At 65.2% G+C, this 23,161-nt stretch carries 19 protein-coding genes; 4 read left to right on the top strand and 15 right to left on the bottom strand.

The features are described from left to right. Positions 1-30 precede the first annotated feature (30 nt). Positions 31-1,146: a histidinol-phosphate transaminase gene (locus tag ACLQ7E_RS16415; RefSeq protein WP_411733637.1), complete on the bottom strand. Its 1,116-nt coding sequence runs from the start codon at positions 1,144-1,146 to the stop codon at positions 31-33. Positions 1,147-1,273: 127 nt separating this feature from the next. Further along, positions 1,274-1,660 carry a LysM peptidoglycan-binding domain-containing protein gene (locus ACLQ7E_RS16410; protein ID WP_411733636.1) on the bottom strand — a complete coding sequence of 129 codons (387 nt, stop codon included), beginning with the start codon at positions 1,658-1,660 and terminating at the stop codon, positions 1,274-1,276. A 287-nt stretch (positions 1,661-1,947) separates the two neighbouring features. Here ACLQ7E_RS16410 and lexA point away from each other — a divergent pair, with 287 nt between their 5' ends. Continuing rightward, the gene (lexA, locus tag ACLQ7E_RS16405) at positions 1,948-2,667 is read left to right on the top strand and encodes a transcriptional repressor LexA (protein WP_411733635.1); all 720 of its coding nucleotides are present in this window, start codon (positions 1,948-1,950) and stop codon (positions 2,665-2,667) included. A gap of 116 nt (positions 2,668-2,783) precedes the next feature. Here the strand turns inward: lexA and ACLQ7E_RS16400 are convergent, their stop codons facing one another. Together ACLQ7E_RS16400 and hflX are read right to left on the bottom strand one after the other, a co-directional pair. Continuing rightward, entirely contained in the window at positions 2,784-4,790 is a 2,007-nt protein-coding gene (locus ACLQ7E_RS16400) for an ATP-dependent DNA helicase (RefSeq protein WP_411733634.1), read from the bottom strand. Continuing rightward, a complete protein-coding gene (gene hflX, locus ACLQ7E_RS16395) occupies positions 4,783-6,354 on the bottom strand; it encodes a GTPase HflX (protein ID WP_411733633.1) in 1,572 nt (523 codons plus the stop codon). The genes ACLQ7E_RS16400 and hflX overlap by 8 nt, the downstream gene beginning before the upstream one ends. Before the next feature lie 560 nt (positions 6,355-6,914). On the opposite strand from hflX, the gene ACLQ7E_RS16390 reads away from it, so the two are divergent. Next, on the top strand, positions 6,915-7,532 hold the full coding sequence (locus ACLQ7E_RS16390; protein WP_411733632.1) for a class I SAM-dependent methyltransferase: 618 nt from the start codon (positions 6,915-6,917) through the stop codon (positions 7,530-7,532). A gap of 52 nt (positions 7,533-7,584) precedes the next feature. Here the strand turns inward: ACLQ7E_RS16390 and dapF are convergent, their stop codons facing one another. From dapF to ACLQ7E_RS16335, 11 genes are all read right to left on the bottom strand, one after another. Beyond that, the gene (dapF, locus tag ACLQ7E_RS16385; protein WP_411733631.1) at positions 7,585-8,541 is read right to left on the bottom strand and encodes a diaminopimelate epimerase; all 957 of its coding nucleotides are present in this window, start codon (positions 8,539-8,541) and stop codon (positions 7,585-7,587) included. Positions 8,542-9,121: 580 nt separating this feature from the next. Further along, positions 9,122-10,021, bottom strand: coding sequence for a tRNA (adenosine(37)-N6)-dimethylallyltransferase MiaA (gene miaA / locus ACLQ7E_RS16380; protein ID WP_411733630.1), 900 nt, complete (start codon positions 10,019-10,021; stop codon positions 9,122-9,124). 10 nt (positions 10,022-10,031) lie between these two features. Next, entirely contained in the window at positions 10,032-11,540 is a 1,509-nt protein-coding gene (miaB, locus tag ACLQ7E_RS16375; RefSeq protein ID WP_411733673.1) for a tRNA (N6-isopentenyl adenosine(37)-C2)-methylthiotransferase MiaB, read from the bottom strand. 74 nt (positions 11,541-11,614) lie between these two features. Beyond that, entirely contained in the window at positions 11,615-12,484 is an 870-nt protein-coding gene (locus tag ACLQ7E_RS16370) for a regulatory protein RecX (protein ID WP_411733629.1), read from the bottom strand. A 4-nt stretch (positions 12,485-12,488) separates the two neighbouring features. Next, positions 12,489-13,535 carry a recombinase RecA gene (gene recA, locus ACLQ7E_RS16365; RefSeq protein WP_411733628.1) on the bottom strand — a complete coding sequence of 349 codons (1,047 nt, stop codon included), beginning with the start codon at positions 13,533-13,535 and terminating at the stop codon, positions 12,489-12,491. A 209-nt stretch (positions 13,536-13,744) separates the two neighbouring features. After that, positions 13,745-13,969 carry a DUF3046 domain-containing protein gene (locus tag ACLQ7E_RS16360; protein ID WP_411733627.1) on the bottom strand — a complete coding sequence of 75 codons (225 nt, stop codon included), beginning with the start codon at positions 13,967-13,969 and terminating at the stop codon, positions 13,745-13,747. A 138-nt stretch (positions 13,970-14,107) separates the two neighbouring features. Further along, positions 14,108-14,533, bottom strand: coding sequence for a helix-turn-helix domain-containing protein (locus tag ACLQ7E_RS16355; RefSeq protein WP_071215828.1), 426 nt, complete (start codon positions 14,531-14,533; stop codon positions 14,108-14,110). Between the two features lie 207 nt (positions 14,534-14,740). Beyond that, positions 14,741-15,253, bottom strand: coding sequence for a CinA family protein (locus ACLQ7E_RS16350; RefSeq protein ID WP_411733626.1), 513 nt, complete (start codon positions 15,251-15,253; stop codon positions 14,741-14,743). 36 nt (positions 15,254-15,289) lie between these two features. Further along, complete coding sequence (gene pgsA / locus ACLQ7E_RS16345) at positions 15,290-15,892, bottom strand: CDP-diacylglycerol--glycerol-3-phosphate 3-phosphatidyltransferase (RefSeq protein WP_411733625.1); 603 nt, start codon at positions 15,890-15,892, stop codon at positions 15,290-15,292. A 9-nt stretch (positions 15,893-15,901) separates the two neighbouring features. After that, positions 15,902-18,796: a DNA translocase FtsK 4TM domain-containing protein gene (locus ACLQ7E_RS16340; RefSeq protein ID WP_411733624.1), complete on the bottom strand. Its 2,895-nt coding sequence runs from the start codon at positions 18,794-18,796 to the stop codon at positions 15,902-15,904. Between the two features lie 327 nt (positions 18,797-19,123). Beyond that, entirely contained in the window at positions 19,124-20,311 is a 1,188-nt protein-coding gene (locus ACLQ7E_RS16335) for a PucR family transcriptional regulator (protein WP_411733623.1), read from the bottom strand. Positions 20,312-20,473: 162 nt separating this feature from the next. Here ACLQ7E_RS16335 and ACLQ7E_RS16330 point away from each other — a divergent pair, with 162 nt between their 5' ends. Beyond that, positions 20,474-21,697 carry an FAD-dependent monooxygenase gene (locus ACLQ7E_RS16330; RefSeq protein ID WP_411733622.1) on the top strand — a complete coding sequence of 408 codons (1,224 nt, stop codon included), beginning with the start codon at positions 20,474-20,476 and terminating at the stop codon, positions 21,695-21,697. Between the two features lie 39 nt (positions 21,698-21,736). Beyond that, entirely contained in the window at positions 21,737-23,059 is a 1,323-nt protein-coding gene (locus ACLQ7E_RS16325) for an MFS transporter (RefSeq protein ID WP_411733621.1), read from the top strand. The last annotated feature ends 102 nt before the right edge of the window (positions 23,060-23,161 follow it).

Raw genomic sequence — 23,161 nt, 5'->3', positions numbered from 1 at the left:
GTCACCAGCGCCACCGCCCCAAGTTTAGCGTTAGAGCGTGTGTGGACCCTGATTGAGCAGTTCCTCGAGACGGACAAGGAACGCGGTGGTTTCGTCCTCGGTGCCCGCGGTGACCCGCAGGTGCCCGGGAATCCCCACGTCACGGATGATCACACCGGCCTCGAGCAGCCCCTCCCAGATGGCCTTGGTGTCCTTGATCCCGCCGAAGAACACGAAGTTGGAATCGCTGGAGGCAGGGTGCAGCCCCATGCGGGTGAGCTCGTTGACGATGCGGTCACGTTGGACCTTGATGGCCTCGACGTTGGCCAGCAGGATGTCGGCGTGCTTCAGTGCCGCATTCGCGGTTGCCTGGGTGACAGCCGAAAGGTGGTAGGGCAGGCGAACCAGGCGGATGGCGTCGGTGACTTCCGGGGCCGCGGCAAGGTAGCCCAGGCGGGCGCCGGCCAGGGCGAAGGCCTTGGACATGGTCCGCGAAACGATGAGGCGCTCGCGGCCGGGCAACAGGGAAAGTGCCGAGAGCGTCCCGGTGTGGGCAAATTCCGCATACGCTTCGTCGACGATCACGATGGCGTTGCTGGCCTTGCCCGCCTCGTAGACGGCTTCGACGACATCCAGGCCCAGGGCGGTGCCGGTGGGGTTGTTCGGTGAGCACAGGATCACGATGTTCGGCGCTGCCTCGCGCACCTGCGCCGCGGCGTCGGCTGCCGAAAGCCCGTAGTCCGCCGACCGCACACCCGCAACATAGGTGGTGTCGGTTCCGGAGGCCAGCAGCGGGTACATCGAGTAGGTGGGCGGGAAGCTCATGACGGAGCGGCCAGGTCCGCCGAAGGCCTGCAGGATTTGCTGGAGGACCTCATTCGAGCCGTTGGCTGCCCAGATGTTGTCGGAGCCCAGGCCGTGGCCAAGGAATGCCGCAAGCCGTTCGCGCAGTTCGGTAAATTCGCGGTCGGGGTAACGGTTCAGTCCCACGGCTGCCGCGGAGACTTCTTCGACTATGGCGCGATGTACTTCCGCTGGTAGCGGGTGGGTGTTTTCATTGACGTTCAATTGAATCGGGACGTCAATTTGGGGTGCGCCGTAGGGTTCGAGACCTTGAAGATTTTCTCGCAGGGGCAGATTTGCCAGGCGATTTAGCCGTTCATTCACAAGTCAAGTCTACGGCGGGGGCCGGTGGGCCCGAGAATCTTCGCCGGTGCCCAGGGTAATAATCGGTTCGCAATGAGTCGAATTGGCGCCGGCGGACGGTGTCAGCGGACGGTGCCGGGGTGGTGCCCTAGCTACCGATGGGAACGAAGAGTTCCGCTCCGGGGTTCAGCACCGAGCTGCTGAGGTTGTTGAGGTCGCCGATCTGGCGAACAGCTTCGCGGGGCTCGAGCTGCGGAGCGAATTCGCGGGCAATCCCCCACAAGGTGTCGCCCTCGATGACCGTGACGCTGACGGCGTTGACGCCCAGCGGGACCTCGGCCGATGCGTTGGCCGGGGAGAGGAACAGGCCCAGGAGCATGAGTACCGCGGCACTCACCACGAAGATGGGCAGCCCGATCAGCACGAACTTTCCGCGGCGGGTGAGCCGCAGGGGCGCCAGCGATGGCTGCAGCTCGGGCAGGTAGTCGTTGGATGTTACAAGGTGGAGCGGGGCCGAGAAAGCAGTGTTTGCCACGTCTTTGCCTTTCCTCTGAATTCGCTTGGCGACCGGGGCCTGGTGGCCCGCGATCGAACATGCGACGATTATTCGAACGCACCTTTCGAACATGTGTTCGTAGTGCGTATCTTATTTCTAGCACTTTTCGACGACACGTGTCCAGATCTGTTCGAACAAATCTTTGAAAGCAGTGACTTTGTCTACTAGGATGGTGGTTGTGGGGCGATGTATTCACTACATCAACCCGCACCGACAATTTGCGGCACGCGCGGGCAACCGGCGACGATCGGGATGAGGCATTGACAATGACGACCGAACAACGAACCCCTCGACGCGACGCGAAGAGCCTGACCATCCGTCAGAAGAAGGTCCTGGAAACCATCCAGCGCTCCGTGAGCAGCAACGGGTACCCGCCGTCGATGCGGGAAATCGGGGACGCCGTGGGACTTGCCAGCCTCTCGAGCGTGACCCACCAGCTCAGCCAGCTCGAGAAGCTTGGCTACATCCGGCGCGACCCGCGCCGCCCGCGGGCGATGGAAATCCTGCTCCCACTGCAGCTCAAGAGCGACGCGAAGCTCGAGGTGGTCGAGGGGCAGTCGGAGCTCAAGGCAGCCAACGGCATGAACGTCTCGGAGCTGACGACCTCCGCAGACACCGCCATGGTTCCCCTGGTCGGGCGCATTGCCGCCGGCGGGCCGATCCTGGCCGACCAGGCGATCGAGGACGTTTTCGCCCTGCCGCGCCAACTGGTGGGCCACGGCGAGCTCTTCATGCTAAAGGTCAGCGGCGACTCCATGATCGATGCCGCCATTTGTGACGGAGACTGGGTTGTCGTGAGGCGCCAGCCGACGGCCAACAACGGCGACATCGTCGCGGCGTTGCTCGAGGACGAAGCCACGGTCAAGACCTTCCGCCAGCGCGACGGTCACACCTGGCTGCTGCCGCAGAACTCCCGATACGAACCGATCCTTGGTGACGCCGCAACCGTCATGGGCAAGGTCGTATCGGTCATGCGTTCCATCTAGGCCCGCAGCCACAGCTCATCCCAAAACCCGTGTGGTGCCGATCAGTCATCGGCCCCACACGGGTTTTTCCGTCCCTTGCCCATCGACCGTAAGCGGGACGGGCCAGGCGACGGGGCTCAGCCCTCGCTGAGCCTTTCGAGCGCGGCAATGACGGTGGCCTTGTTCGGCGTTGCCCACAAGGGCGGCAGGGAGGCCCGCAGGAAGGTGCCATAGCGTTCGGTGGCCAGGCGCGAATCCAGCACCGCAACAACACCCTTGTCATTGACCGAACGGATCAAGCGGCCCGCGCCCTGGGCCAGTCGCACCGCGGCGTGGCTTGCTGCCACGGCCATGAAACCGTTTCCGCCGTGCTTCGCGACATCCCGGCTGCGTGCCGAGGAGAGCGGATCATCCGGCCTGGGGAACGGGATCTTGTCGATGATGACCAGCCGGCAGGCGTTGCCGGGCACATCCACGCCCTGCCACAGCGTCATGGTGCCAAACAGGCACGTATCGGGCTCGGCCGAGAACTGGTCGACCAGGGCCTTCATGCTGGACTCGCCCTGGCACAGGATGGGAATATCCAGGCGTGCGCGCAGGATCTCGGCGGCTTCCTCGGCCGCACGGCGCGAGGTGAACAGCGCCAAGGCTCCGCCGCCGGAGGCCTTGATCAGGTCCTCGATTTCGGAAAGCGTCTCCTGGGACATCTGGCGCCCGGGCTTTGGCAGGTGCTTGGCAACGTACAGGATGCCCTGCTTGGGATAGTCGAAGGGACTGCCCACGTCGACGCCGTTCCAGGTCGGTGCGCCGTCACCCACCAGTCCCAGGGAACCCGCAACCGGCTCAAAGGCGGCGCCGATGGCCAGGGTCGCGCTGGTGAGGATGACGGTGCGGCCGTCGAAGAGACCCTCCCTGAGCTTTCCCGCCACCGAGAGCGGTGCAACCATCAAGGTCGGCTGGCTCGACTCGTCGGGCTGGACATAGCCCTCCCCCGGGCTGAAGTGGCCGGGCCGCGAAGCCCAGATCACCTCGCGCTCCTCGGTCATTTCAAGCATCTTGGTGCACTGCTCCACCAGGTACATGACCTGCGAGCGGGCCATCTGGCGTCCGCCATCGGCGGGCGCGTTGGCTTCGGGCTTGGAGTCGGAAAGGACCACGCGCGCGGCCTCGGCGATCTGGTTCAGTGCGGCCTCCTGGTCCTCGTTCAACCCACGGGCCATGAGTCCGGTGGGGACGCCCTCCAGGGCACGCTGCAAGGCCTTGGCTCCCTGGTTCAGCGAGTCCACGCTCACCGAGCAGTGCTTGCGGGCGGCCGAGGCAGCGGTCTGGACCATGTTGACCGACAGGGGCCGGGTCACCGAGCTGGTCACCCGGTCCTGCAGTTCGTGGGCCTCGTCAATGATGACGGTGTCGAAGTCAGGCAGCACTGCCAGGCCCTCGAAGGCCGAGACGGCCAGCATGGCGTGGTTGGTGATCACGACGTCGGCGCTGGCCGCGCGGGCGCGGGCCAGCTCGCTGAAGCAGTCGGAGGCCATGGGGCATTTTTGGGCACCCAGGCAGTCCATCGCGCTGACCGAGACCTGGCGCCAGGCCTTGTCGCTGACCCCGGGCGTGATGTCGTCGCGGTCGCCGGTGTCGGTGCGTTCGGCCCATTGCCGCAGGCGCACCACTTCCTGGCCCAGTGCCGAGCCGGGGCCCTCGGAGGACCCGCCGACCATGGGGGTGCCGGATTCCAGCGAAAACAATGCGCCTTCGTCGTCGTCCGGGTATCCCCCGCCGAGCTTGTATTGGCACACGTAGTTGGAGCGGCCCTTGACCAGGGCCACGTCCATTTCGCGCGGCAACTTGTCCTTCAGCGAGCTCAGCAGGCGGGGCACGTCGCGGCCGACGATCTGCGCCTGGAGCGCCAGCGTTGCGGTGGAAATCACCACGGGCTTCTCCGATTCCAGCGCGTGGGCCAGCGCGGGAACCAGGTAGGCCATGGATTTGCCGGTTCCGGTTCCCGCCTGCACCAGCAGGTGTTCACCGGTTTCCATGGCCCGCACGACTTGGCGTGTCATTTCGTGTTGGCCCGGTCGGCTTTGTCCGCCCATGCTGGACACTGCTTCGTCCAATAGGGCGATGACGTCTGATTCCTCAGCCATGAATACTAAATTGCTCCACTTCTGCGGCCATGCTTTCGCGGACCTTCACCATCATGCGGGTTCCCGTTTCGGTGTGTTCGACGGCCAGGATCTCGGCCTCGGCGCCGTGGAGCTTGTTGACCACGTCGCCTCGATCATAGGGAATCATCAATTCTAGTTGGACATTGGGCCTCGGGATTGCGGCGCTGATCTTTTCGAGCAGTTCGGCAATGCCTTCGCCGGTGCGTGCCGAGACGATGACGTGGTTCGGCTCGCGCTGGCGCAGGCGCTCGACCACGAACGGGTCTGCAACATCCGCCTTGTTCAAGACCATGAGCTCCGGGATGTTCCGCGCGTCCACCTCGTTGAGCACCTCGCGCACGGCCTGGATCTGGCCTTCAGGGTCCGGGTGCGCCGCGTCGACAACGTGCAGGATCAGGTCGGAGTCGGCCACTTCCTCCAGCGTGGAGCGGAAGGCCTCGATCAATTGGGTGGGCAGCGACTTGACGAAGCCGACCGTGTCCACGAGCGTGTAGTTCAGCCCATCGCGGGTCTCGGCCTGGCGGACCGTGGGATCCAGGGTCGCGAACAGTGCGTTTTCGACCAGGACCCCGGCGTCGGTGAGCCGGTTGAGCAGCGAGGACTTGCCGGCGTTGGTGTACCCGACGATGGCCACCGACGGCACCGCGTTGCGCTTGCGGTTCGCGCGCTTGGCCTCGCGGGCCGGGAGCATTCCCTTGATCTCCTTGCGGAGCTTTGCCATGCGGTCGCGAATGCGACGGCGGTCCAGTTCAATCTTCGTTTCACCGGGGCCGCGGGAGCCGATGCCGCCGCCGGCGGCACCCACGCGGCCACCTGCCTGGCGGGACATCGAGTCGCCCCAGCCACGCAGGCGCGGCAGGAGGTATTCGAGCTGGGCCAGCTCCACCTGGGCGCGGCCCTCGTGGCTCTTGGCGTGCTGGGCAAAGATGTCCAGGATCAATGCCGTGCGGTCAATGACCTTGACCTTGACGACGTCTTCTAGGGCACGGCGCTGCGACGGTGCCAGCTCGGTGTCGATGATGACGGTGTCGGCCCCGGTGGCGGCGACGATTTCGCGCAGTTCCATGGCCTTGCCCGATCCCAGGTACGTGCCGGGATCGGGCTTCGCGCGGCGTTGCACCATTCCGTCGAGCACTTCCGAGCCAGCGGTTTCGGCCAGGGCGGCCAGCTCACGCAACGAGTTTTCCGCGTCCTGGGCGGTCCCCTCGTTCCAGATGCCGGCCAGCACGACGCGCTCGAGGCGCAGCTGGCGGTATTCGACCTCGGTGACGTCCTCGAGTTCGGTGGAGAGGCTCGCACCGCGCTTCAGGGCGCGGCGTTCGGCCAACTCCTGCTGGTCACCGTCGGTGGACGAATGCTCGCCGGTGAGCTTGCTCAGGGCCTGGGCGCGTCCGGAAAGGACTCCCTCGTCCGCCGGAGCGCCAAAGTGGGTGCTCTTGCTGGCGGCGGCCTTGTCGCTGGCGAGGATCCGTTCGATGGCTGCCTGGATCTGGGCCTCGTCCATGTCGTTGTCCTGCGGGCCGGAAGGCTGTGGATTGGTCATGTTCCCCTTAGTTTGCTGTATTCCAGAATAGTGCCCCGCACCCACAGAAGCGTCCTTGTGTGTGGATTGATTGCCGGGGTGTCCGTGTTCGTTGGATGGATGCATCGTTTGCTCCTTGCCTGGGGCGCCGGGTGCATGCGGGACGCCCCCAAATTTGGTGTCCATGAAGCGCAGGGATCGTATGGGCCTCGATGGCGATTTCCTGGTTGCCGGGCAGCGCGTACGCGGCGGGGGCCATGTCGATCCCGGGGCGGGATGCCGCGACGGGGAACCTTTTTTGGAAAACGTCGGTGGTTTTCGAAGGTCCGCTGCGGAGGAAATGACTCTTCGGCGCAACACCCACAGACCCGGCAGGGGTCGACTTCCAGCCAAGGAGCCAAGGGCTCGCTCGGGGAAGGGCCCGCGGTCGATTGTGCGCTCGGTGCGTCTTACAGGTAAGTCATACGGAAAACTCTATCACTTGGCCCGGCCGTGCGCATTGAGGCATCTCACACCTAATTGTGGCCCGAAAACGGGCTCCGGGTTTGGGTTTGCCACCCCCGGGCGGTTAACCTGCCAACATGAGCCCGGAACATTATTTCAGCGCCCAGCCTTCCACCCCAGAGAAGCGGCGCCACATCAGCGTCAAGTTGCGTGGCGCCGTGCACAAGGTGCAAAGCTCCGGCGGCATCTTCAGCCCGGACAGGATCGACAAGGGAACCGCCATTCTTCTGGACGGTGTTCCGGACCCTTCAGCCGGCGGAAACCTCCTGGACATCGGCTGCGGTTGGGGACCAATCGCACTCTCGATGGCCATGGCCTCCCCCAAGGCGACGGTCTACGGGGTTGATGTGAATGAGCGAAGCCTCTCCCTGACCCGTGACAATGCCGCGACCCTGGGATTGAAGAACGTGGTCGTTGCGCTTCCGGAGGCAATCGACCCGGAACTGCAGTACAACACCATCTGGTCCAATCCGCCGATCCGGATCGGCAAGGAAGCCCTGCACGAGCTTCTGCTGCTGTGGCTGCCGCGACTTGCCCCGGGCGGGATTGCCTGGCTGGTGGTTCAGAAGAACCTCGGTGCGGACTCGCTGCAGAAGTGGCTGGGAACCGTCTTGCCGGAAGACTGGAGCATCGAACGGGTCTCGACGGACAAGGCCTTCCGCATCCTGAAAATCGCACGCCCCGAGGCTTCCTAGCCCCTACTACGCCGATGGCCGGATTCCCCTCCAGGGAATCCGGCCATCGTTTTCAGATCGCGGAGATCTCGCCCCGGGACACCAGGACCGCGGGGCCGCTGAGCACCACATGTTCCCGTCCCGTGGCACCTGGGGTGAACTCGATGCCCAGTTCGCCTCCGGGCACCTGCACCTTCCAGCTGAGGGTGTCCTGGGCCTGGGCCCAGTGGCGGGTGGCTGCTGCAGCGGCGCAGGCCCCGGTGCCGCATGACAGGGTCTCCCCCACACCGCGTTCGTGCACTCGCATGCGCAACGACCCAACCCCTTCGTGGACGACGGGGTCTGCGGCCAGGACGTATTCGACGTTTGTTCCGTGTGGGGGCAGTGGCTGGACATCGGGGATTGCAAAGAGTTCCAGGTTCTCCAATTCAGCGGCGTTGGCCAGGGCCACGACGGTGTGGGGGTTGCCCATGGAGATGCTCAGGGCGCCGCGGGCGTTGTCCAGTCCGGCGGTTGCCACCCTCGAATCAAGCCCGTTCTGCGTGGCTGCCTGCTCAAAAATAAATTCCCACGGGCCCATGTCCACGGCGTAGCCGTCTTCAAGGCGCGTCACGATTTTCACCCCGGCGCGCGTGCCAATGGGCAGCCGGGAGCCCACCGGAAGTTCCACCAGTTTTTCACTCAACAGGAAATGCATGAAGACGCGTACCCCGTTGCCGCACATCTCCGAGATCGATCCGTCGCCGTTGCGGTAGTCCATGAACCAGTAGGCCTCGGGACTCGATTCCAGGACTTCCCGGCCCTCGGCCAGGGTCTTGGAGGGCACCGCCCGAATCAATCCGTCGGCGCCGATCCCGCGGTGCCTGTCGCAAAGGGCGGCGACCTGTGCTTGATCGAGCTGGTGCTCGTCGAAGGGATCGGCAATGAGGACGAAATCGTTTCCGGTTCCATGCCCCTTGGCGTAGGGAAGGTTGCCCACGATGGACTGCAGGCTCGGGGTGGTCTCTGGTGTGGGGTCGTTCGCGCTCATGGTCTTAAGAATACGTGCAGCAAAACCCCGGTGCTCAATCACCCGAAACTCGCAGCCTTACGTCCTTCACTTTTGCCTGTTGGACCGCCTGCACCAGACGGTTTTGCCGATTTCTCGTGCGCCGATAAATAAGGTGAGCAGTGCGGGGGCTCCTGACCTGATCTGCAGTCCATATACGAATTCGTCCAGCATTCCTGCGCGACCGATCAGTTGTGGCGGTTCGGCGCCAGCAGTTGGGCGGAATGGGTTTTGTGGCCTAGTGAGATCGATTGCCTGTCCCTTGTGAGTAGCAGTACGATCGGTGTACTTCACTGAATTCCGTGAATACCTGTGTAGATGGTGTATCCGGTGTATTCCTAGGTATCTAAAACCACGCAACCATTGCCTCATCCCCCGTGCGGTGGGCTCTGACGGTTCGGCAGGTGAGCATGCGCCCGCATCAAGCCAGGGAATAGTGGATCCCTGGCTGCCAGGATGCCACCGTTGATACCAAAACCTTGGTGACGATCAAAGAGCGCTCCAGCAAGCAGGAAGCACCGAGCGTCAAAACGATTCTTTCCGGCCAGGTGCGTGTGCGGAATCAGGATTCCCGGATACGGGCCAGGACCTCGGGCACCAAGGTCTTGTTCATCGGGTCGAACCAGTTGACCCGGTCATCGGCCCCGAACCAGGTGACCTGGCGCCGGGCAAATTGCCGTGTGGCAATGACTGTCTTCTCCGTGGCTTCCTTAACCGACATGGTGCCATCCAGCACCGCCAGGAACTGCGCATAGCCGATGGCCCGCGAGGCGGTCTTCCCCTCCCGCAGCCCGTCGGCATCGAGCCGGCGCACCTCGTCCAGCAGGCCGAGTTCGACCATCTTCCCCACCCGCGCAGCCAACCGCTCATGCAGCAGCGCACGGTCGAGGTTCAGGCCGATCTGTACCGCAGGGGCGTGGTATTGCCGTTGGGGCATGAACGAGCTGAACGGCTTGCCACTGATTTCGTGGACCTCCAGGGCGCGGATCAGGCGCCGGTCATCGAGGTTCCTGGCCGCCGAGGCCGGATCCACCTCCGCCAGGCGTGCGGCCAAAGGGGCAATGCCAAATTCGGCGGCCTCTGCCTCCAGCCGCCGGCGAACTGCCGGATCGGTCGGCGGGAAGTCAATCTCGTCCAGCGCCGCCCGCACATACAGGCCCGACCCGCCAACCAGGATGGGCACCAGGCCGCGGTCGCGAATGCCGTCGAAGGCATGGCGCGCCTCGGCCTGGAAGCGGGCCACACTCGCCTCCTGGCGGACATCCATGATGTCGAGCAGGTGGTGCGGTACCCCGCCGCGTTCGGCCGGCGGAAGCTTGGCGGTACCGATGTCCATCCCGCGGTAGAACTGCAGGGCGTCTGCGTTCACGATTTCTCCGCCCAGCTCCTGGGCCAGGGCGATGGACAGGTCGGACTTGCCCGTGCCTGTCGGTCCCAGGACGGCGATCACCGGTAGTTTCATGGTCGGTGCCCTACTTGCGCGGGGGAAGCGCGGGCATGCCCAGGGACACTCCGCCGGTTCCGGTGGCGCCGGTGGCAGGGACGCCGCAGGAGTCGGCTTGCGCGCGGTCCCACGCATCCCCCGCCCTCGAACGGCGCACCGAATAGTCGCCAAGGGATGCGGGGTCGGAGACGAGGTGGAAGGCGGCCGCGCCAGTCACGGTGACGGTGACCAGGTCGCCGGGGCGCGGGATTTGCCCGCCCTCGGGGACGGAGAAGTGCACGAGGCGCTGGTCGGTGGACCGCCCGGAGAGCCGGTGGGTCTCCCCTGACTTGCGCCCGGCATGTTCGGTGACCATGACCTCGACGGTACGCCCGATTTGCCTGGCGTTTTCCTCGGCACAGATCCGGTCCTGCAGGGCGGTGAGCCGTTCGTAGCGTTCCTGCACCACGGCCTTGGGCAGCTGGTCGGGCAGGTCTGCGGCGGGAGTGCCGGGACGCTTGGAGTACTGGAAGGTGAAGGCACTGGAGAAGCGCGAGGCCTCCACCACATCGAGCGTCGCCTGGAAGTCCTCTTCCGTTTCGCCGGGGAATCCCACGATGATGTCGGTGGTGATGGCAGCCTCCGGAATGAGTTCCCGGACCTTGTCCAGGATGCCCAGGAACTTCTTGGACCGGTAGGAGCGGCGCATCTCCTTGAGGACCTTGTCCGACCCTGACTGCAGCGGCATGTGCAGCTGGGGCATGATGTTGGGGGTCTCGGCCATGGCCTCGATGACATCGTCGGTGAATGCGGCGGGGTGCGGGCTGGTGAAGCGGACGCGTTCCAGCCCCTCGATCTGGCCACAGGCACGCAGGAGCTTGCCGAAGGCCAGGCGATCCCCGAATTCGATGCCGTAGGAGTTCACATTCTGGCCCAGCAGGGTCACTTCGATGACCCCGTCGGCGACCAGTGCCTCGATCTCTGCCAAGATCTCCCCCGGCCGCCGGTCGCGCTCCTTGCCTCGGAGGGAGGGGACGATGCAGAAAGTGCAGGTGTTGTTGCAGCCCACGGAGATCGACACCCAGCCCGAATGCACCGAGTCCCGTTTCGTGGGCAGCGTGGAGGGGAAGACCTCGAGGGATTCGAGGATTTCCAGTTGGGCTTCGTTGTTGTGCCGTGCACGATCCAACAAGGCCGGCAGCGAACCGACATTGTGCGTTCCGAAGACCACATCGACCCAGGGCGCCTTGCGCAGGATGGTGTCCCGGTCCTTCTGGGCCAGGCAGCCGCCGACTGCGATCTGCATTCCCGGACGCTTTTCCTTGACATGCGCCAGCATGCCCAGGTTTCCGTAGAGCTTGTTGTCAGCGTTTTCCCGAACCGCGCAGGTATTGAAGACCACGACGTCGGCAATCTCGTCCCCGGGCTGTTGCTCGATGAGGCCGCTGGCCTCGAGGAGCCCGGATAGGCGCTCGGAATCGTGGACATTCATCTGGCACCCGTAGGTGCGGACCTCGTAGGTACGGGTCGGGGAGGCTGGTTCTTGCTCGTCGGTCATTGATATGGTCGCAGTCACCCGTCAAGCCTACCCAATTCTGCGCCGCAGACCGCCTTTCGGGAGGCCATTTTGGACTAGTCCTGCACGGCTCCGAAACGTTCCTCCCAGGCGGCATTGACGATGCGGAAGGCCACGGATGGCGAGTAGCCCTTGCGTGCCAGCATGCCCACCAGCCGTCGCACGCTCTTCTCACGGTCCACCCCCATCGATGGGGCCCGTAGCTTGCGTTCCACCAGGTCGCGGGCAGTCTCCTCCTCGGACTCCTCGTCGATCTGCTCCAGAGCATTTTCGGCGATGTCGCCTTCGATTCCCTTTTCCCGCAGTTCGCGCTTGATCGCCGCGCGGGCCAGGCCGCGGCTGCGGGCACGAGAGCGCACCCAGCTCTCGGCGAAGGCCTCGTCATCCACGAGCTGGATTTCCTCGAACCGGTCCAGGAGTTCCTCGGCAATGTGCTCGGGGACTTCCTTCTCGAGCATCTTGGTTTTCAGCTGTGCACGGCTCTTGGCCGAGGCGGTGAGCTGCCTCAGCAGGATGGCCCGCCCCTTGGTGGCATACTGCTCGTCCGTGAGCTCGATGGGTTCGGCGGGTTCCCGCAGCGTCTTGTCGCGGGTCCGCGGAGCCCGCTGTGAGGTGCGCCGGGAACCGGCTTGGGCGGAGCGACCGCCGTTGCCCCACGAACTTGCGCCGCCGGTGCCGCGCTTGGCGGTACGCGATGAACTGCGTCCTGCGTATCCGGCACGTTCCCCGAAGGCGGGCTTCGCCTCTGGCGGTCCGGGTGCCTCCTCGGGCGGCGGGGCCGTTGAGGCTGCCTGGCTGTGCGCCCAGACGGGAATTTCCGATGGGTCGCCCCAGTCCGAGTTGCCGTCTGCCGGGAACGACCAAAGCGGCCGTTCGGCTCCTGGTTGGGAGCCGGACGAACCGCCCTGGTGTTTGGTGGTGCCCACGGAACTAGGACTCCTTGACCACGCGCAACGTATCGCCGTCCTTGTCTTCGGCGTCTTGGCCAATGCCAAGCTTCTCGAGGATCTGGCGTTCGAGTTCGTTGGCGAGATCAGGGTTGTCGCGCAGGAACTTCCGCGCATTTTCCTTGCCCTGGCCCAGCTGGTCGCCGTCATAGGTGAACCATGCGCCCGACTTCTTGACGAAGCCCTGCTCCACGCCGATGTCGATGAGGCTGCCTTCGCGCGAGATGCCCAGGCCGTAGATGATGTCGAATTCGGCCTGCTTGAACGGCGGGGCCATCTTGTTCTTCACGATCTTGGCGCGTGTGCGGTTGCCGACCGGGACGGTGCCTTCCTTCAGCGTTTCGATGCGACGCACGTCGATGCGAATCGAAGCGTAGAACTTCAGCGCCTTGCCACCGGTGGTGGTTTCCGGGCTGCCGAACATCACGCCGATCTTTTCACGCAGCTGGTTGATGAAGATTGCTGTCGTGCGGGTCTGGCTGAGGCGCCCGGTGATCTTGCGCAGGGCCTGGCTCATCAGGCGGGCCTGGAGGCCGACGTGGCTGTCACCCATCTCGCCTTCGATTTCGGCCCGGGGCACGAGTGCGGCCACGGAGTCGATCACGACGATGTCGACGGATCCGGAGCCCACGAGCATGTCCATGATTTCCAGGGCCTGCTCGCCGGTGTCCGGCTGTGAAACCAGAAGTGCGTCGGTGTCGACGCCCAGCTTCTTGGCGTATTCGGGATCCAGCGCGTGCTCGGCGTCGATGAAGGCGGCAATGCCGCCAAGCCTCTGGGCGCTGGCCACCGCGTGCAGGGCGACCGTGGTCTTACCGGAGGATTCCGGACCGTAGATCTCCACCACGCGGCCACGCGGCAGTCCGCCAATGCCCAGCGCGATGTCGAGTGCCACCGACCCGGTGGGGATGGCGGCGATGGGTGCAACGGTCTTGTCGCCCAGTCGCATGACCGAACCCTTGCCGAATTGCTTGTCGATCTGTGCAAGTGCAGCTTCGAGGGCCTTCTCGCGATCTTTACCAACGGCCATTGTTCACCTCGGTTGTTAGGGCCACCCGATGAACGGTTTGGCCGGTACTCTTTGTCTATTCACGAGCGTACGACGGTTGGCCGACACTTTGGTTTCAGGGCGTCGTTGCTGTGGAAAACCGGCAACGTGCACCCCGACGAACTCTCACTGAGAAGTCTACACTCTTCCGAACAGATATTCGAAGGCGGTGGGCGTGTTCCTCGAATATTCTACCGCTCCTTGACCGGCTGGTCCCTGCCCAACCGGCGCTCGGGCGGCACATCCTGCATCTCGCACACCGCCAGCCACACGTCCCGCGGAGGGACCCCCTTGACCAGCGCCTCCTGGGCGCTGACCCCGCCAACGGCGGAGAGCACCAGGGAGGAAGCCAACGTGCGGGAATAGCCCGCACCGAACTCGTCGTCCATCAGACGCCAGAAATCACTCAATCGCACCTTCGCAATTGTGCCACGGGAAGCTTGGGCCTTAAGCAAAAAGCCCCCGCACCGGGGTCCTGTTCATGATGAACGGACACCGGCACGGGGGCCAAGGCCACGAAGCCCGGGTACACCACCGAGCCCGCTTGTTGTTGACTAGTGGCTCGGGGCCAGACGCTTGCCGAGTTCAACCGGATAGTCACCAGCGAATTCGCTGGTCAGGTCCACGGGGACCGTATCCGGAATGGTGATGCCTTCGGCGATGGCAACGCGGTCGCTGACCTCGCGGAGCATCAGTGACAGCGGCACCTCGAGGGCACCACAGATCGAGGAGAGAAGCTCGGATGAGGCTTCCTTTTGTCCGCGCTCGACCTCGGAAAGATATCCGAGGGAAACACGGGCACTGTGGGAGACCTCGCGCAAGGTGCGTCCCTGGCGTTGACGAACATCGCGGAGGACGTCGCCGATTTCGTGTCGAAGGACTACCATCTTGCGCTCCTCTTTGTCGCGGCGGACCTCGCTCTGTAGGCCCACATCACGCCAACGGACCACACCGTTTACCGATACTGGTTGCTTGACCATGTGCATTGCCTTTTGTTCTCCGGTCCTAGATGCCTTGTGGGGCGATCGGTGCGGGTCACTGTTTAGTGCCCGTCATGGGTAATAACTGCCGGGAGTCGTTTTTTGTTCCCCGCCCCCACCTTAGCCACTGCTGTGGGTGATTTTCCATAACTATCGCAAATCGATCTGCAATGGTGTCACAAAACGATTCATAGCCACCTTCCCCCATCAAGCTGTGTGCTTGCTGGGCGGGAGGTGGGAAGCAAGCAATTCCAGTGCCGCCAGGGTGCTCGAGATCCGGATCTGTGCCCGGTCACCGGAAAAACGGTGCTCGGTGAATCCGCTGCCCGATTCCGACGCATAACCCAGGAAGACCGTGCCCACGTCCTTGCCGTCATGCGCGTCCGGACCTGCAACTCCTGTCGCAGAGACGGACAGGTCGGCCCCGCAGGCGCGCCTGGCACCCTCGGCCATTTGCCGCGCCACGTCTCCGTCGACGGAACCACGTTCGGCCAGCAGCGCCGGATCCACGCCCAGCACGTTGGCCTTGACGGAATTCGAGTAGCTCACCACCCCGCCCTGCAGTACGGCCGAGGCGCCGGGCACCTCGGCAAGCGTTGCCGCGATCATTCCGGCGGTCAGGGATTCGGCGGTGGCAATGCTGGTCCCGGCGGCGATGGCAGCGGCAACAACGCGGCCGGCCAGCTCGGTGCCGGGGTTTGCGTCCATGGGCTGTGTCATCTCCGTCGATCCTTGGATGTTGGCGCGGGGTGGTGGCTAGGAGCGGGTGGTGGCTGCCGCGCGCAACTGCCAGGCCTTGAACAGGTAGTCCAGGCCGGTCACCACGGTGACGGCCAGGGTCAGCAGCATCACGATGAACGCCACCACGTGCAGCCAATCCAAGGTGTGGGTCCAGGGCAGGAGATAAAGCACGATGGCCACAGCCTGCATCACTGTCTTGAGCTTGCCGCCGCGCGAGGCGGCCATGACACCGTAGCGGATGACCACGAAGCGCACCAGGGTGATGCCCCATTCGCGCACCAGGATCACGAGGGTGATCCACCAGGGCAGCTCGGCCAGGATCGAGAACATCACCAGCGCCGAACCGGTCAGCAGCTTGTCGGCGATCGGGTCGGCAATTTTGCCGAAGTTGGTGATCAGCCCGCGGCTGCGGGCCAGGTCCCCGTCCAGCTTGTCGGTGTACATGGCCACGGCGAAGATCGCCACGGCCACCCAGCGCATGAGTCCGTATTCCTTCTCGTCCGCCACCAGGGCCCAGATGAAGAACGGGACCATGAGGATGCGCAGCGTGGTGAGCACGTTGGCGATGTTCAGGGTCGGGACATGGGCGGGTTGCTGTTCTGCTGGGGATTCAGTCACGCTTCTAGGCTACCTTCCGGTAAGGTTCCAGGCGTCTTCCGAGCCCTCTTCGTCGGCACCGTCGTGGTAGTCAACTGACTCTTCGAACCCGTCGAGGTCCTCGGCGACCAGGTCCGTGCCGTAGTGGTTGGCGTTGGCGTTGTCCGCCAGCGCCGCCTCGGTCGCGGTGGGGACCACGTCGCCGGCGCCGCCTTCGTCGCCGCGCATGGCTGCCAGCACCTCGGGCAGGTCATCGGGCTTGACCAGCACGTCGCGGGCCTTGGAGCCCTCGGAGGGACCCACCACGCCGCGGGACTCGAGCAGGTCCATGAGCCTTCCGGCCTTGGCAAAGCCGACGCGTAGCTTGCGCTGGAGCATCGAGGTGGAACCAAATTGCGTGGTCACCACCAGCTCGGTGGCCTGCAGCAACAGCTCCAGGTCATCTCCGATGTCGTCATCGATCTGCTTCTTTTGCACCTCGGGGGCGACGTCGTGTCGGTATTCGGCCTTCAGCTGGCCCTTGACGTGTTCGACGACGGCGTGGATCTCGGACTCGGTGACCCAGGCACCCTGGACACGCATGGGCTTGGAGGTGCCCATGGGCAGGAAGAGCGCGTCGCCCTGGCCCAGCAGCTTCTCGGCGCCCGGCTGGTCAAGCACCACGCGGGAGTCGGTGACCGAGGAGGTGGCAAAGGCCATGCGCGAGGGCACGTTGGCCTTGATCAGGCCGGTGACCACGTCCACGGACGGGCGCTGGGTGGCAAGCACCAGGTGGATGCCTGCGGCACGCGCCAGCTGGGTGATTCGCACGATCGAATCCTCAACATCGCGCGGGGCAACCATCATGAGGTCCGCGAGCTCATCGACGATGACCAGGAGGTACGGGTATGGCTTCATCACGCGCTTGGAGCCCTCGGGCGGGACCGCCTTGCCGTTTTTGACAGCCTTGTTGAAGTCGTCGATGTGCTTGAAGCCGAAGTTGGCCAGGTCGTCGTAGCGGGTGTCCATTTCGCGGACCACCCACTGCAGGGCCTCGGCGGCCTTTTTCGGGTTGGTGATGATCGGGGTGATCAGGTGGGGCACGCCCTCGTAGGCGGTGAGTTCCACGCGCTTGGGGTCGACCATGACCATGCGAACCTCGTCCGGGGTGGCACGCATCAGGATGGAGGTGATCATCGAGTTCACGAACGACGACTTGCCGGCACCGGTGGCACCTGCCACCAGCAGGTGGGGCATCTTGGCGAGGTTCGCGACTACGAAGCCGCCCTCGACGTCCTTGCCCACGCCCATGACCATGGGGTGCTCGGTCTTGCGGGCATTGTGGCTGCGCAGCACATCTCCCAGCACCACGATTTCCTTGTCCGCATTCGGGATCTCGATGCCGATCGCGCTCTTGCCGGGGATCGGGGAAAGGATGCGCACATCCGAGGAGGCCACCGCGTAGGAGATGTTCTTGGACAGGGCGGTGACGCGCTCGACCTTGGTGCCGGAGGCCAGTTCGATCTCGTAGCGCGTGACCGTCGGGCCGCGGGAGAAACCGGTGACCTTCGCGTCGACCTTGAACTGGTCCAGCGTGTCGGTGAGGGCAGCGACGACCGCGTCGTTGGCCTCGGAGCGCTGCTTGGACGGCGGGCCCGCGGGCAAGAGGTCGGAGCCCGGCAGCGTGTAGGCGACGTCCCCGGAGAGCTGGAGCTGTTCGGTGCGTGCAGGAATCGGCGGCAGCGGGGCGGCGGCGGTGCGCGCGGGGATCTGCGGGATCGCGCCGGTGGCGACGTCGTCGTAGTTGGTGAGGTCGATGGCGCTCATGGCCTGGGTGTCGGCCTCGGGCTCCCGGCCCAGACCCACCGCGTCCATGATCGCGGCGCGCTCGCGCTCGTCCTTGGTCGGGCGGCGCACTCCCGGACGGATCGCGGGCTCCTCGTGCGCGGCGTCCACTGCCTCGTCGTAGAGGTCCACCGGGTGGCTTCCCGGTGCGGCGGTGTGGTCGTAGGCGTCGGTGATGACCGCCTGGTCGTAGGCGACGTCGCCGGTGTACGCGGCCTCCTCGGCGGCCAACGCCTCGGCGTCCCGGTCCTTGCCGAAGAGCCGCATCTTCTTGCGCGGCTTCTTCTGCGGTTCCTCGGACTCGTACAGGTAGGACTGGTCGTGCTCCTCCCCCGTCAGCTCCACGCCGCCGGACCGGGTGCTGCCCTCGGGGTGCTGGCCCATGAGCTTTTCGTAGCCCTCGCGGAAACGCGCGGGGATGTGCCGGAAGGGGGTGGCGGTGAGGATCATCAGGCTCAGCAGCGCGAGTACGATCATCACGGCCATGGCCCCGGGACCGGAAATCAGCCCCGCAAGCGGGACGGAGACCAGGGCGCCGAGCATTCCGCCGGCTCCCCAGAGATCCTCGAAGGGCGCGGAGACCGAGGGAAGTCCCCCGGCGACATGGGAGATCCCGGATCCGGCCAGCGAGAGCAGGGCCAGTCCGATGCCCACGCGGTTGTTGGCGCGGTGTTCCTCGGGCCAGCGGAAGAGCCGGATGGCGCCGATGAGCAGGATCGGGGGCATGAGCGCGGCCATGAACCCGAAGGTCCCGCCGGCCACTGCATGCACGAACCCGCCGTAGCTGCCCACCCCGCGCAGCCCCCACCACTCCACGGAGGCAATGACGATGGCAAGGATGACCAGGAAGAGACCGGTCCCGTCGCGGCGCACCTCGTAGGGCGGGTGCACGTCGCGGCCGACCTTGCGGAAGGCACCGCCGGTGACGCGCGCGATGCCCATCCAGGCCGAACGCACCATGCGCACCGGCAGCGGGAAGTCGTGTTCTACCGGTGCGGGTGCGCTCTTGGAGTTTCGGGTCGTCTTGGACGAGGAGGTCGACGCACGCGGTTTGCGCGTGGTTGTCTTCCCTTCGCCTTGCGAGGAGGTACGTGGGGCCATGGCTCTAGGGTATCGCCCACGGGGGTCCGAAGCCTGAATTTACACGGTTCGCCGGGGCTTGGGCACCATGGAGACTTGTCACAGCATCTGAGCATCCGCGCCTTTCAGGGCGCCGACGAATTCGTCGAGCTCGGTCCGGTCGGCGCTTTGCACGGGTCCAACGTGACGTGGAGCATCATCACCGCCACCGGGTGCGCACCGTTGATCCCGACCCGACGCCTGTGTCACGGGGACCGTTTTCAACGATGTTTCGACCGCCGGATCGGTGTTTGCATCACGCGGAGCCATGCCGGGAAGCCGGTTCGCAGAAGTGGATTCCGTGAACCGTCACGACCGCGATACGTCTGGTTGATCGAGGAACCCTGCCAGCCGGGCAAGTCGCAGCCCCACATGCAGATCGCGCTGGACCGTGCCCAGCCGCAGGTCAACGCCGGCCACTTCGGTGAGCCGCTCCAGCCGGTAGTAGATGGTGGACCGGTGCACGTTGAGCACCTGCGCGGTGCGCTGGATGTCCCCGGCACTGTCGAGGAAGGCCTCCAGCGTCACCGCCAAGAGGCGCGTCTTCTTCTCCTGCAGGATATGCCGCACGGGGGCGGGAAGGTCCTGCACCGCAAGGCCGTCCAACGGCAAGGCGGCCAGAACGCCGTCGGATCCCGTGTCGGAGAAGTGGACCGCCACCGGGTGGTCGGCGGGTGCCAGGCTGGTGGCGCGAAGAGCCCAACCCGCGCGCCGGTAGGAATCGCGCAGGCCATCCAGGGGCGCCAGCGGACCGATGCCGGCCCGGGACGGAGCGAGCTGGGGACGGGTGAGAATGCGTGCCAAGCGAGGGGCAACCACGGGCCGGGGGAAAATCAGCACGCCGTTGCCTTCATTGCTCACGCCGCCAATCACGCTGGCCGTCGAGGTGTCGTTGACGAAACGGATGGTTTGCGCGACCGCCTGCTCGACCCGTGCGAGGGCCGTTGGTGTGGCCTCCACGGCCCCGGGCCCGATCGCCACTGCGCAGTAGTGCTCGGAAACCCCGAAGATTTCCTCGCTGAGCAGCATTGCCGCCGCTCCCTGGCATCGTTCGTCGTCGTGGGAGACGAGGTCCACGGCCAGGGAACTCGAGCGGGCCTGCAGGGCCCTGGCGCTCGAGTCGCGCGCCTCCATGAGCCGGCTGATGCGACCGAGCTGGTTCTCGGCGACGCCGCCGACCGGAGTTGCGGCGTCGGTGCCGTCCATCGGGGTCAGCATCAGGTACCCGACGATGTGCCGGTCGGCCCGCAGAAGCCGATACATGACCACGGGCCCGACACCGTCCACATCCTGGATGGCACTGGCCCGGTGCGCGGTGGCGGGGATGTCCCACGAATCGCTGTGTGCCAGGATGCGGGAGAGCCGCAGCCGGTCCTCCGGAGACTCGTGGATTGAATAGGCGACGACCCGCATGGTGCGATCCAGCACCACCAGGCGCCGTTCCAGGGCTTCGGACAGGTCCTGGATGGCGTCGTGGAGTTCGGGCGTGCGGTTCATCCACCCAGTCTAGGTCGGCTCCGGAACGCGTCACGAAGATATTGCGACACAGTGTCGGAAATGATGGGCGGGAAGTTCTACCGCATGCCACTGTGCCGCACATCACTAATTCCTAAGGTTGAGGGGACGAACAAGCACCATTTCCTCCAGAAGGGGTTTTTCATGCAGACCACCATCAACCAGCCGCGCGGCCGCCGCATCGCAATCATCGGCGCCGGCATCAGCGGGCTGACGCTTGCCATCGAGCTGCGGCGCCGCGGCCTGGACCCGCTGGTTTTTGATCGGGTGTCGGAACTGCGCGAAGTCGGCGCGGCCGTCGCGCTGTCGGCCAACGCGACACGCTACCTCGACGAGCGAACCGGCATCGGGGCCGGCCTGGCAGCGGCGGCGGCCAGCGTGGACGGGCTGGTGTTCCGCGATGGCCGAGACGGCCGGGTCATCGGGCGGATATCTTCGCGCGATGAGTACCAGGCCGCCTGCGGTGCGCCGTACTACGGGATCCACCGCGCGGATCTGCAGAAGCTGCTGGTGGACCGCCTCGGCGGCGAGGGCCTGCACCTGTCCAAGGAATGCGTGCGGATCGAGGAAACCGCCGATGCCGTTCGCCTCCACTTCAGCGACGGCGACACCGTCGAGGCCGATCTGGTCATTGGCGCGGACGGGGCCCGGTCGACGGTGCGCCGCCACGTCGTGGGATACGACGACGCCCAGTTCTCCGGCTGTTCCGGCTGGCGCGGGATCGTGGCCCCCGAGGCCCTGGCGGACCTTCCGGATCCGGAGGCCATCCAGTTCTGGATGGGGCCCGGCGGCCATCTGCTGCACTACCCGATCGGCAGCGGCGAGCAGAACTATCTGTTGGTCCGCCGGCACGGCGGACCGTGGGAGGGTCCTGCCTGGGCCACGGCCGACGAGGAAGGAGCCCATCTTGCGGCCTTCGAAGGCTGGCATCCTGCCGTGCAGCAGATGATCGGCGCCGCACCGACCGGAGACCGCTGGGCACTGTTCCAGCGTCCGCCGCTGCACCAGTGGAGCCGCGGAAAGGTGACCCTCATGGGAGATGCCGCCCATGCACTGGTTCCGCATCACGGGCAGGGAGCGAACCAGTCCATCGAGGACGCCATTGTCTTGGCCGATTGCCTCATCCAGGGGCTGGAGGACGGTTCCGGCTGGGACGCCGCACGCCAGCGCTACCAGGACGTGCGCATCGAAAGGACCCGCAGGGTCCAGATCGCCTCGGCCACCACCGCCGATGTCCTGCACCTCCCCGACGGCGAACGCGCCGATGCCAGGAACGCCCGGCTTGCAGCACCGGACGCGTGGGAACGCCACCTGGCCTGGATCCACGAGTACCAGGCAGCACGCTCCCTCCAGCCCGCCTCGGCCTGACCGACTCCCAGGCTTGCCCCAAATCCGGAAGGTATGTTCATGAATCCACTGTCACCCGCCCTGCGCTCGCGCTCTCCACTGCTGGTCGTCGCCCTGTGCTTCGCAGTCATCGTCCTGGACGGCTACGACCTCATGGTCTTCGGCGCCATCGTCCCCGTGCTTCTCGAATATCCGCAGTGGGGGCTCAAGGCCAGCGAGCTGGGCATCATCGGCAGCCTCACCACCCTCGGCATGCTCCTGGGCGCCTTGCTGGTCGGCACACTCTCGGACACCTTTGGCCGGCGCCGGGTCATGTTGATCAGCACCATCTGGTTCAGTGTGCTGACCTTGGTGAGCGCCGCGGCCCCGAGTCCGGAAATATTTGGCCTGGCCCGGCTACTGGCCGGAATCGGTCTGGGCGGCGTCATGCCAACTGCCATCGCGCTGACCGTCGAATACGCACCTGTAGGAAGGAAACAGCTATACAACGCCTTGATGTTCGTTGGCTACTCGGTCGGCGGGGTGTTGGCAGCGCTGACGGCGCTGGTGTTCATCGAGCCCTTGGGCTTCAGGTGGCTGATCGCCTTCGGGGCCTTGCCCGCCCTTGTCCTGGTGCCGCTGATCGCAAGGCACCTGCCCGAATCCATGACCTACCTGCTCAGACGCGGAGAAACCGGGCGCGCGGAGGAACTGGCCAGGATCTATGGAATTGTTCCTGCGGCCATCCCGCCCGTGGCAGGCTCGCGCCGCGCCTCCGTATTGCGTTATCTGGTTGGTCCGGGCCGCCTGCGTCCCTTGGTGCTGTTCTCGATCGCTTCGTTCGCCGGACTGCTGCTTGTCTATGGCCTGAACACCTGGCTGCCGCAGATCATGCGCTCCGCCGGCTATCCGCTGGGCTCCGCGATAGGTTTCCTGCTCGTGCTGAATCTGGGTGCTGTTCTCGGCAGCGTGGCCACGGCGTTCCTGGCCGACAAGTTGGGCTCGCGGATCGCGGTGACGGTGGCCTTCACGGCTGCGGTCATCACCCTGGTGGGCCTCAGCCTGCAGCCGACCGCGCTGCTGCTCTACGCGTTCGTGGCCTTGGCCGGGCTGGGATCGATCGGCACCCAGATCCTTGTCAACGGTTACGCCGCAGCATATTTCCCGGCCTGGACCCGAGGGACTGCCGTGGGGATCACCCTCGGCGTGGGAAGACTCGGTGCCGTGGTGGCACCGCTCATGGTGGGGCTCATTCTGGATTCCGATTTGGGCTTCGAATGGAACTTCTATTCATTCCTGCTGGCAGCGGCACTGGGCCTGATCGCGGTACTGCTGATCCCCCGGGCGCGGCAGGATGATCCCGTTGAAGGTCGCGAGGCCGGCGTCGCCGCAATGGAACACTGAGAAGTCCGCTGCGTGGCCTGTCGTCTGGCAAACGGGCCGACGACAGGCCGGATACCCACGGGTACCGTCTTTGGCTTGAACCGGACCGGACGCCGGGGATCG

Origin of the sequence: Paeniglutamicibacter sp. (assembly GCF_046714615.1) — a bacterium.
Classification (GTDB): domain Bacteria; phylum Actinomycetota; class Actinomycetes; order Actinomycetales; family Micrococcaceae; genus Paeniglutamicibacter.
This window is presented reverse-complemented; position numbering and strand designations above follow the sequence as displayed.

Bases quoted from the DNA above. Each gene is read 5' to 3' on its own strand.
- miaB (WP_411733673.1), bottom strand. From the start codon at position 11,540: ATGACCGACGAGCAAGAACCAGCCTCCCCGACCCGTACCTACGAGGTC.
- ACLQ7E_RS16335 (WP_411733623.1), bottom strand. From the start codon at position 20,311: ATGAACCGCACGCCCGAACTCCACGACGCCATCCAGGACCTGTCCGAA.
- hflX (WP_411733633.1), bottom strand. From the start codon at position 6,354: ATGACCAATCCACAGCCTTCCGGCCCGCAGGACAACGACATGGACGAG.
- ACLQ7E_RS16325 (WP_411733621.1), top strand. From the start codon at position 21,737: ATGAATCCACTGTCACCCGCCCTGCGCTCGCGCTCTCCACTGCTGGTC.
- ACLQ7E_RS16350 (WP_411733626.1), bottom strand. From the start codon at position 15,253: ATGACACAGCCCATGGACGCAAACCCCGGCACCGAGCTGGCCGGCCGC.
- ACLQ7E_RS16340 (WP_411733624.1), bottom strand. From the start codon at position 18,796: ATGGCCCCACGTACCTCCTCGCAAGGCGAAGGGAAGACAACCACGCGC.
- ACLQ7E_RS16390 (WP_411733632.1), top strand. From the start codon at position 6,915: ATGAGCCCGGAACATTATTTCAGCGCCCAGCCTTCCACCCCAGAGAAG.
- ACLQ7E_RS16355 (WP_071215828.1), bottom strand. From the start codon at position 14,533: ATGGTCAAGCAACCAGTATCGGTAAACGGTGTGGTCCGTTGGCGTGAT.
- dapF (WP_411733631.1), bottom strand. From the start codon at position 8,541: ATGAGCGCGAACGACCCCACACCAGAGACCACCCCGAGCCTGCAGTCC.
- ACLQ7E_RS16400 (WP_411733634.1), bottom strand. From the start codon at position 4,790: ATGGCTGAGGAATCAGACGTCATCGCCCTATTGGACGAAGCAGTGTCC.
- recA (WP_411733628.1), bottom strand. From the start codon at position 13,535: ATGGCCGTTGGTAAAGATCGCGAGAAGGCCCTCGAAGCTGCACTTGCA.
- miaA (WP_411733630.1), bottom strand. From the start codon at position 10,021: ATGAAACTACCGGTGATCGCCGTCCTGGGACCGACAGGCACGGGCAAG.
- ACLQ7E_RS16330 (WP_411733622.1), top strand. From the start codon at position 20,474: ATGCAGACCACCATCAACCAGCCGCGCGGCCGCCGCATCGCAATCATC.
- lexA (WP_411733635.1), top strand. From the start codon at position 1,948: ATGACGACCGAACAACGAACCCCTCGACGCGACGCGAAGAGCCTGACC.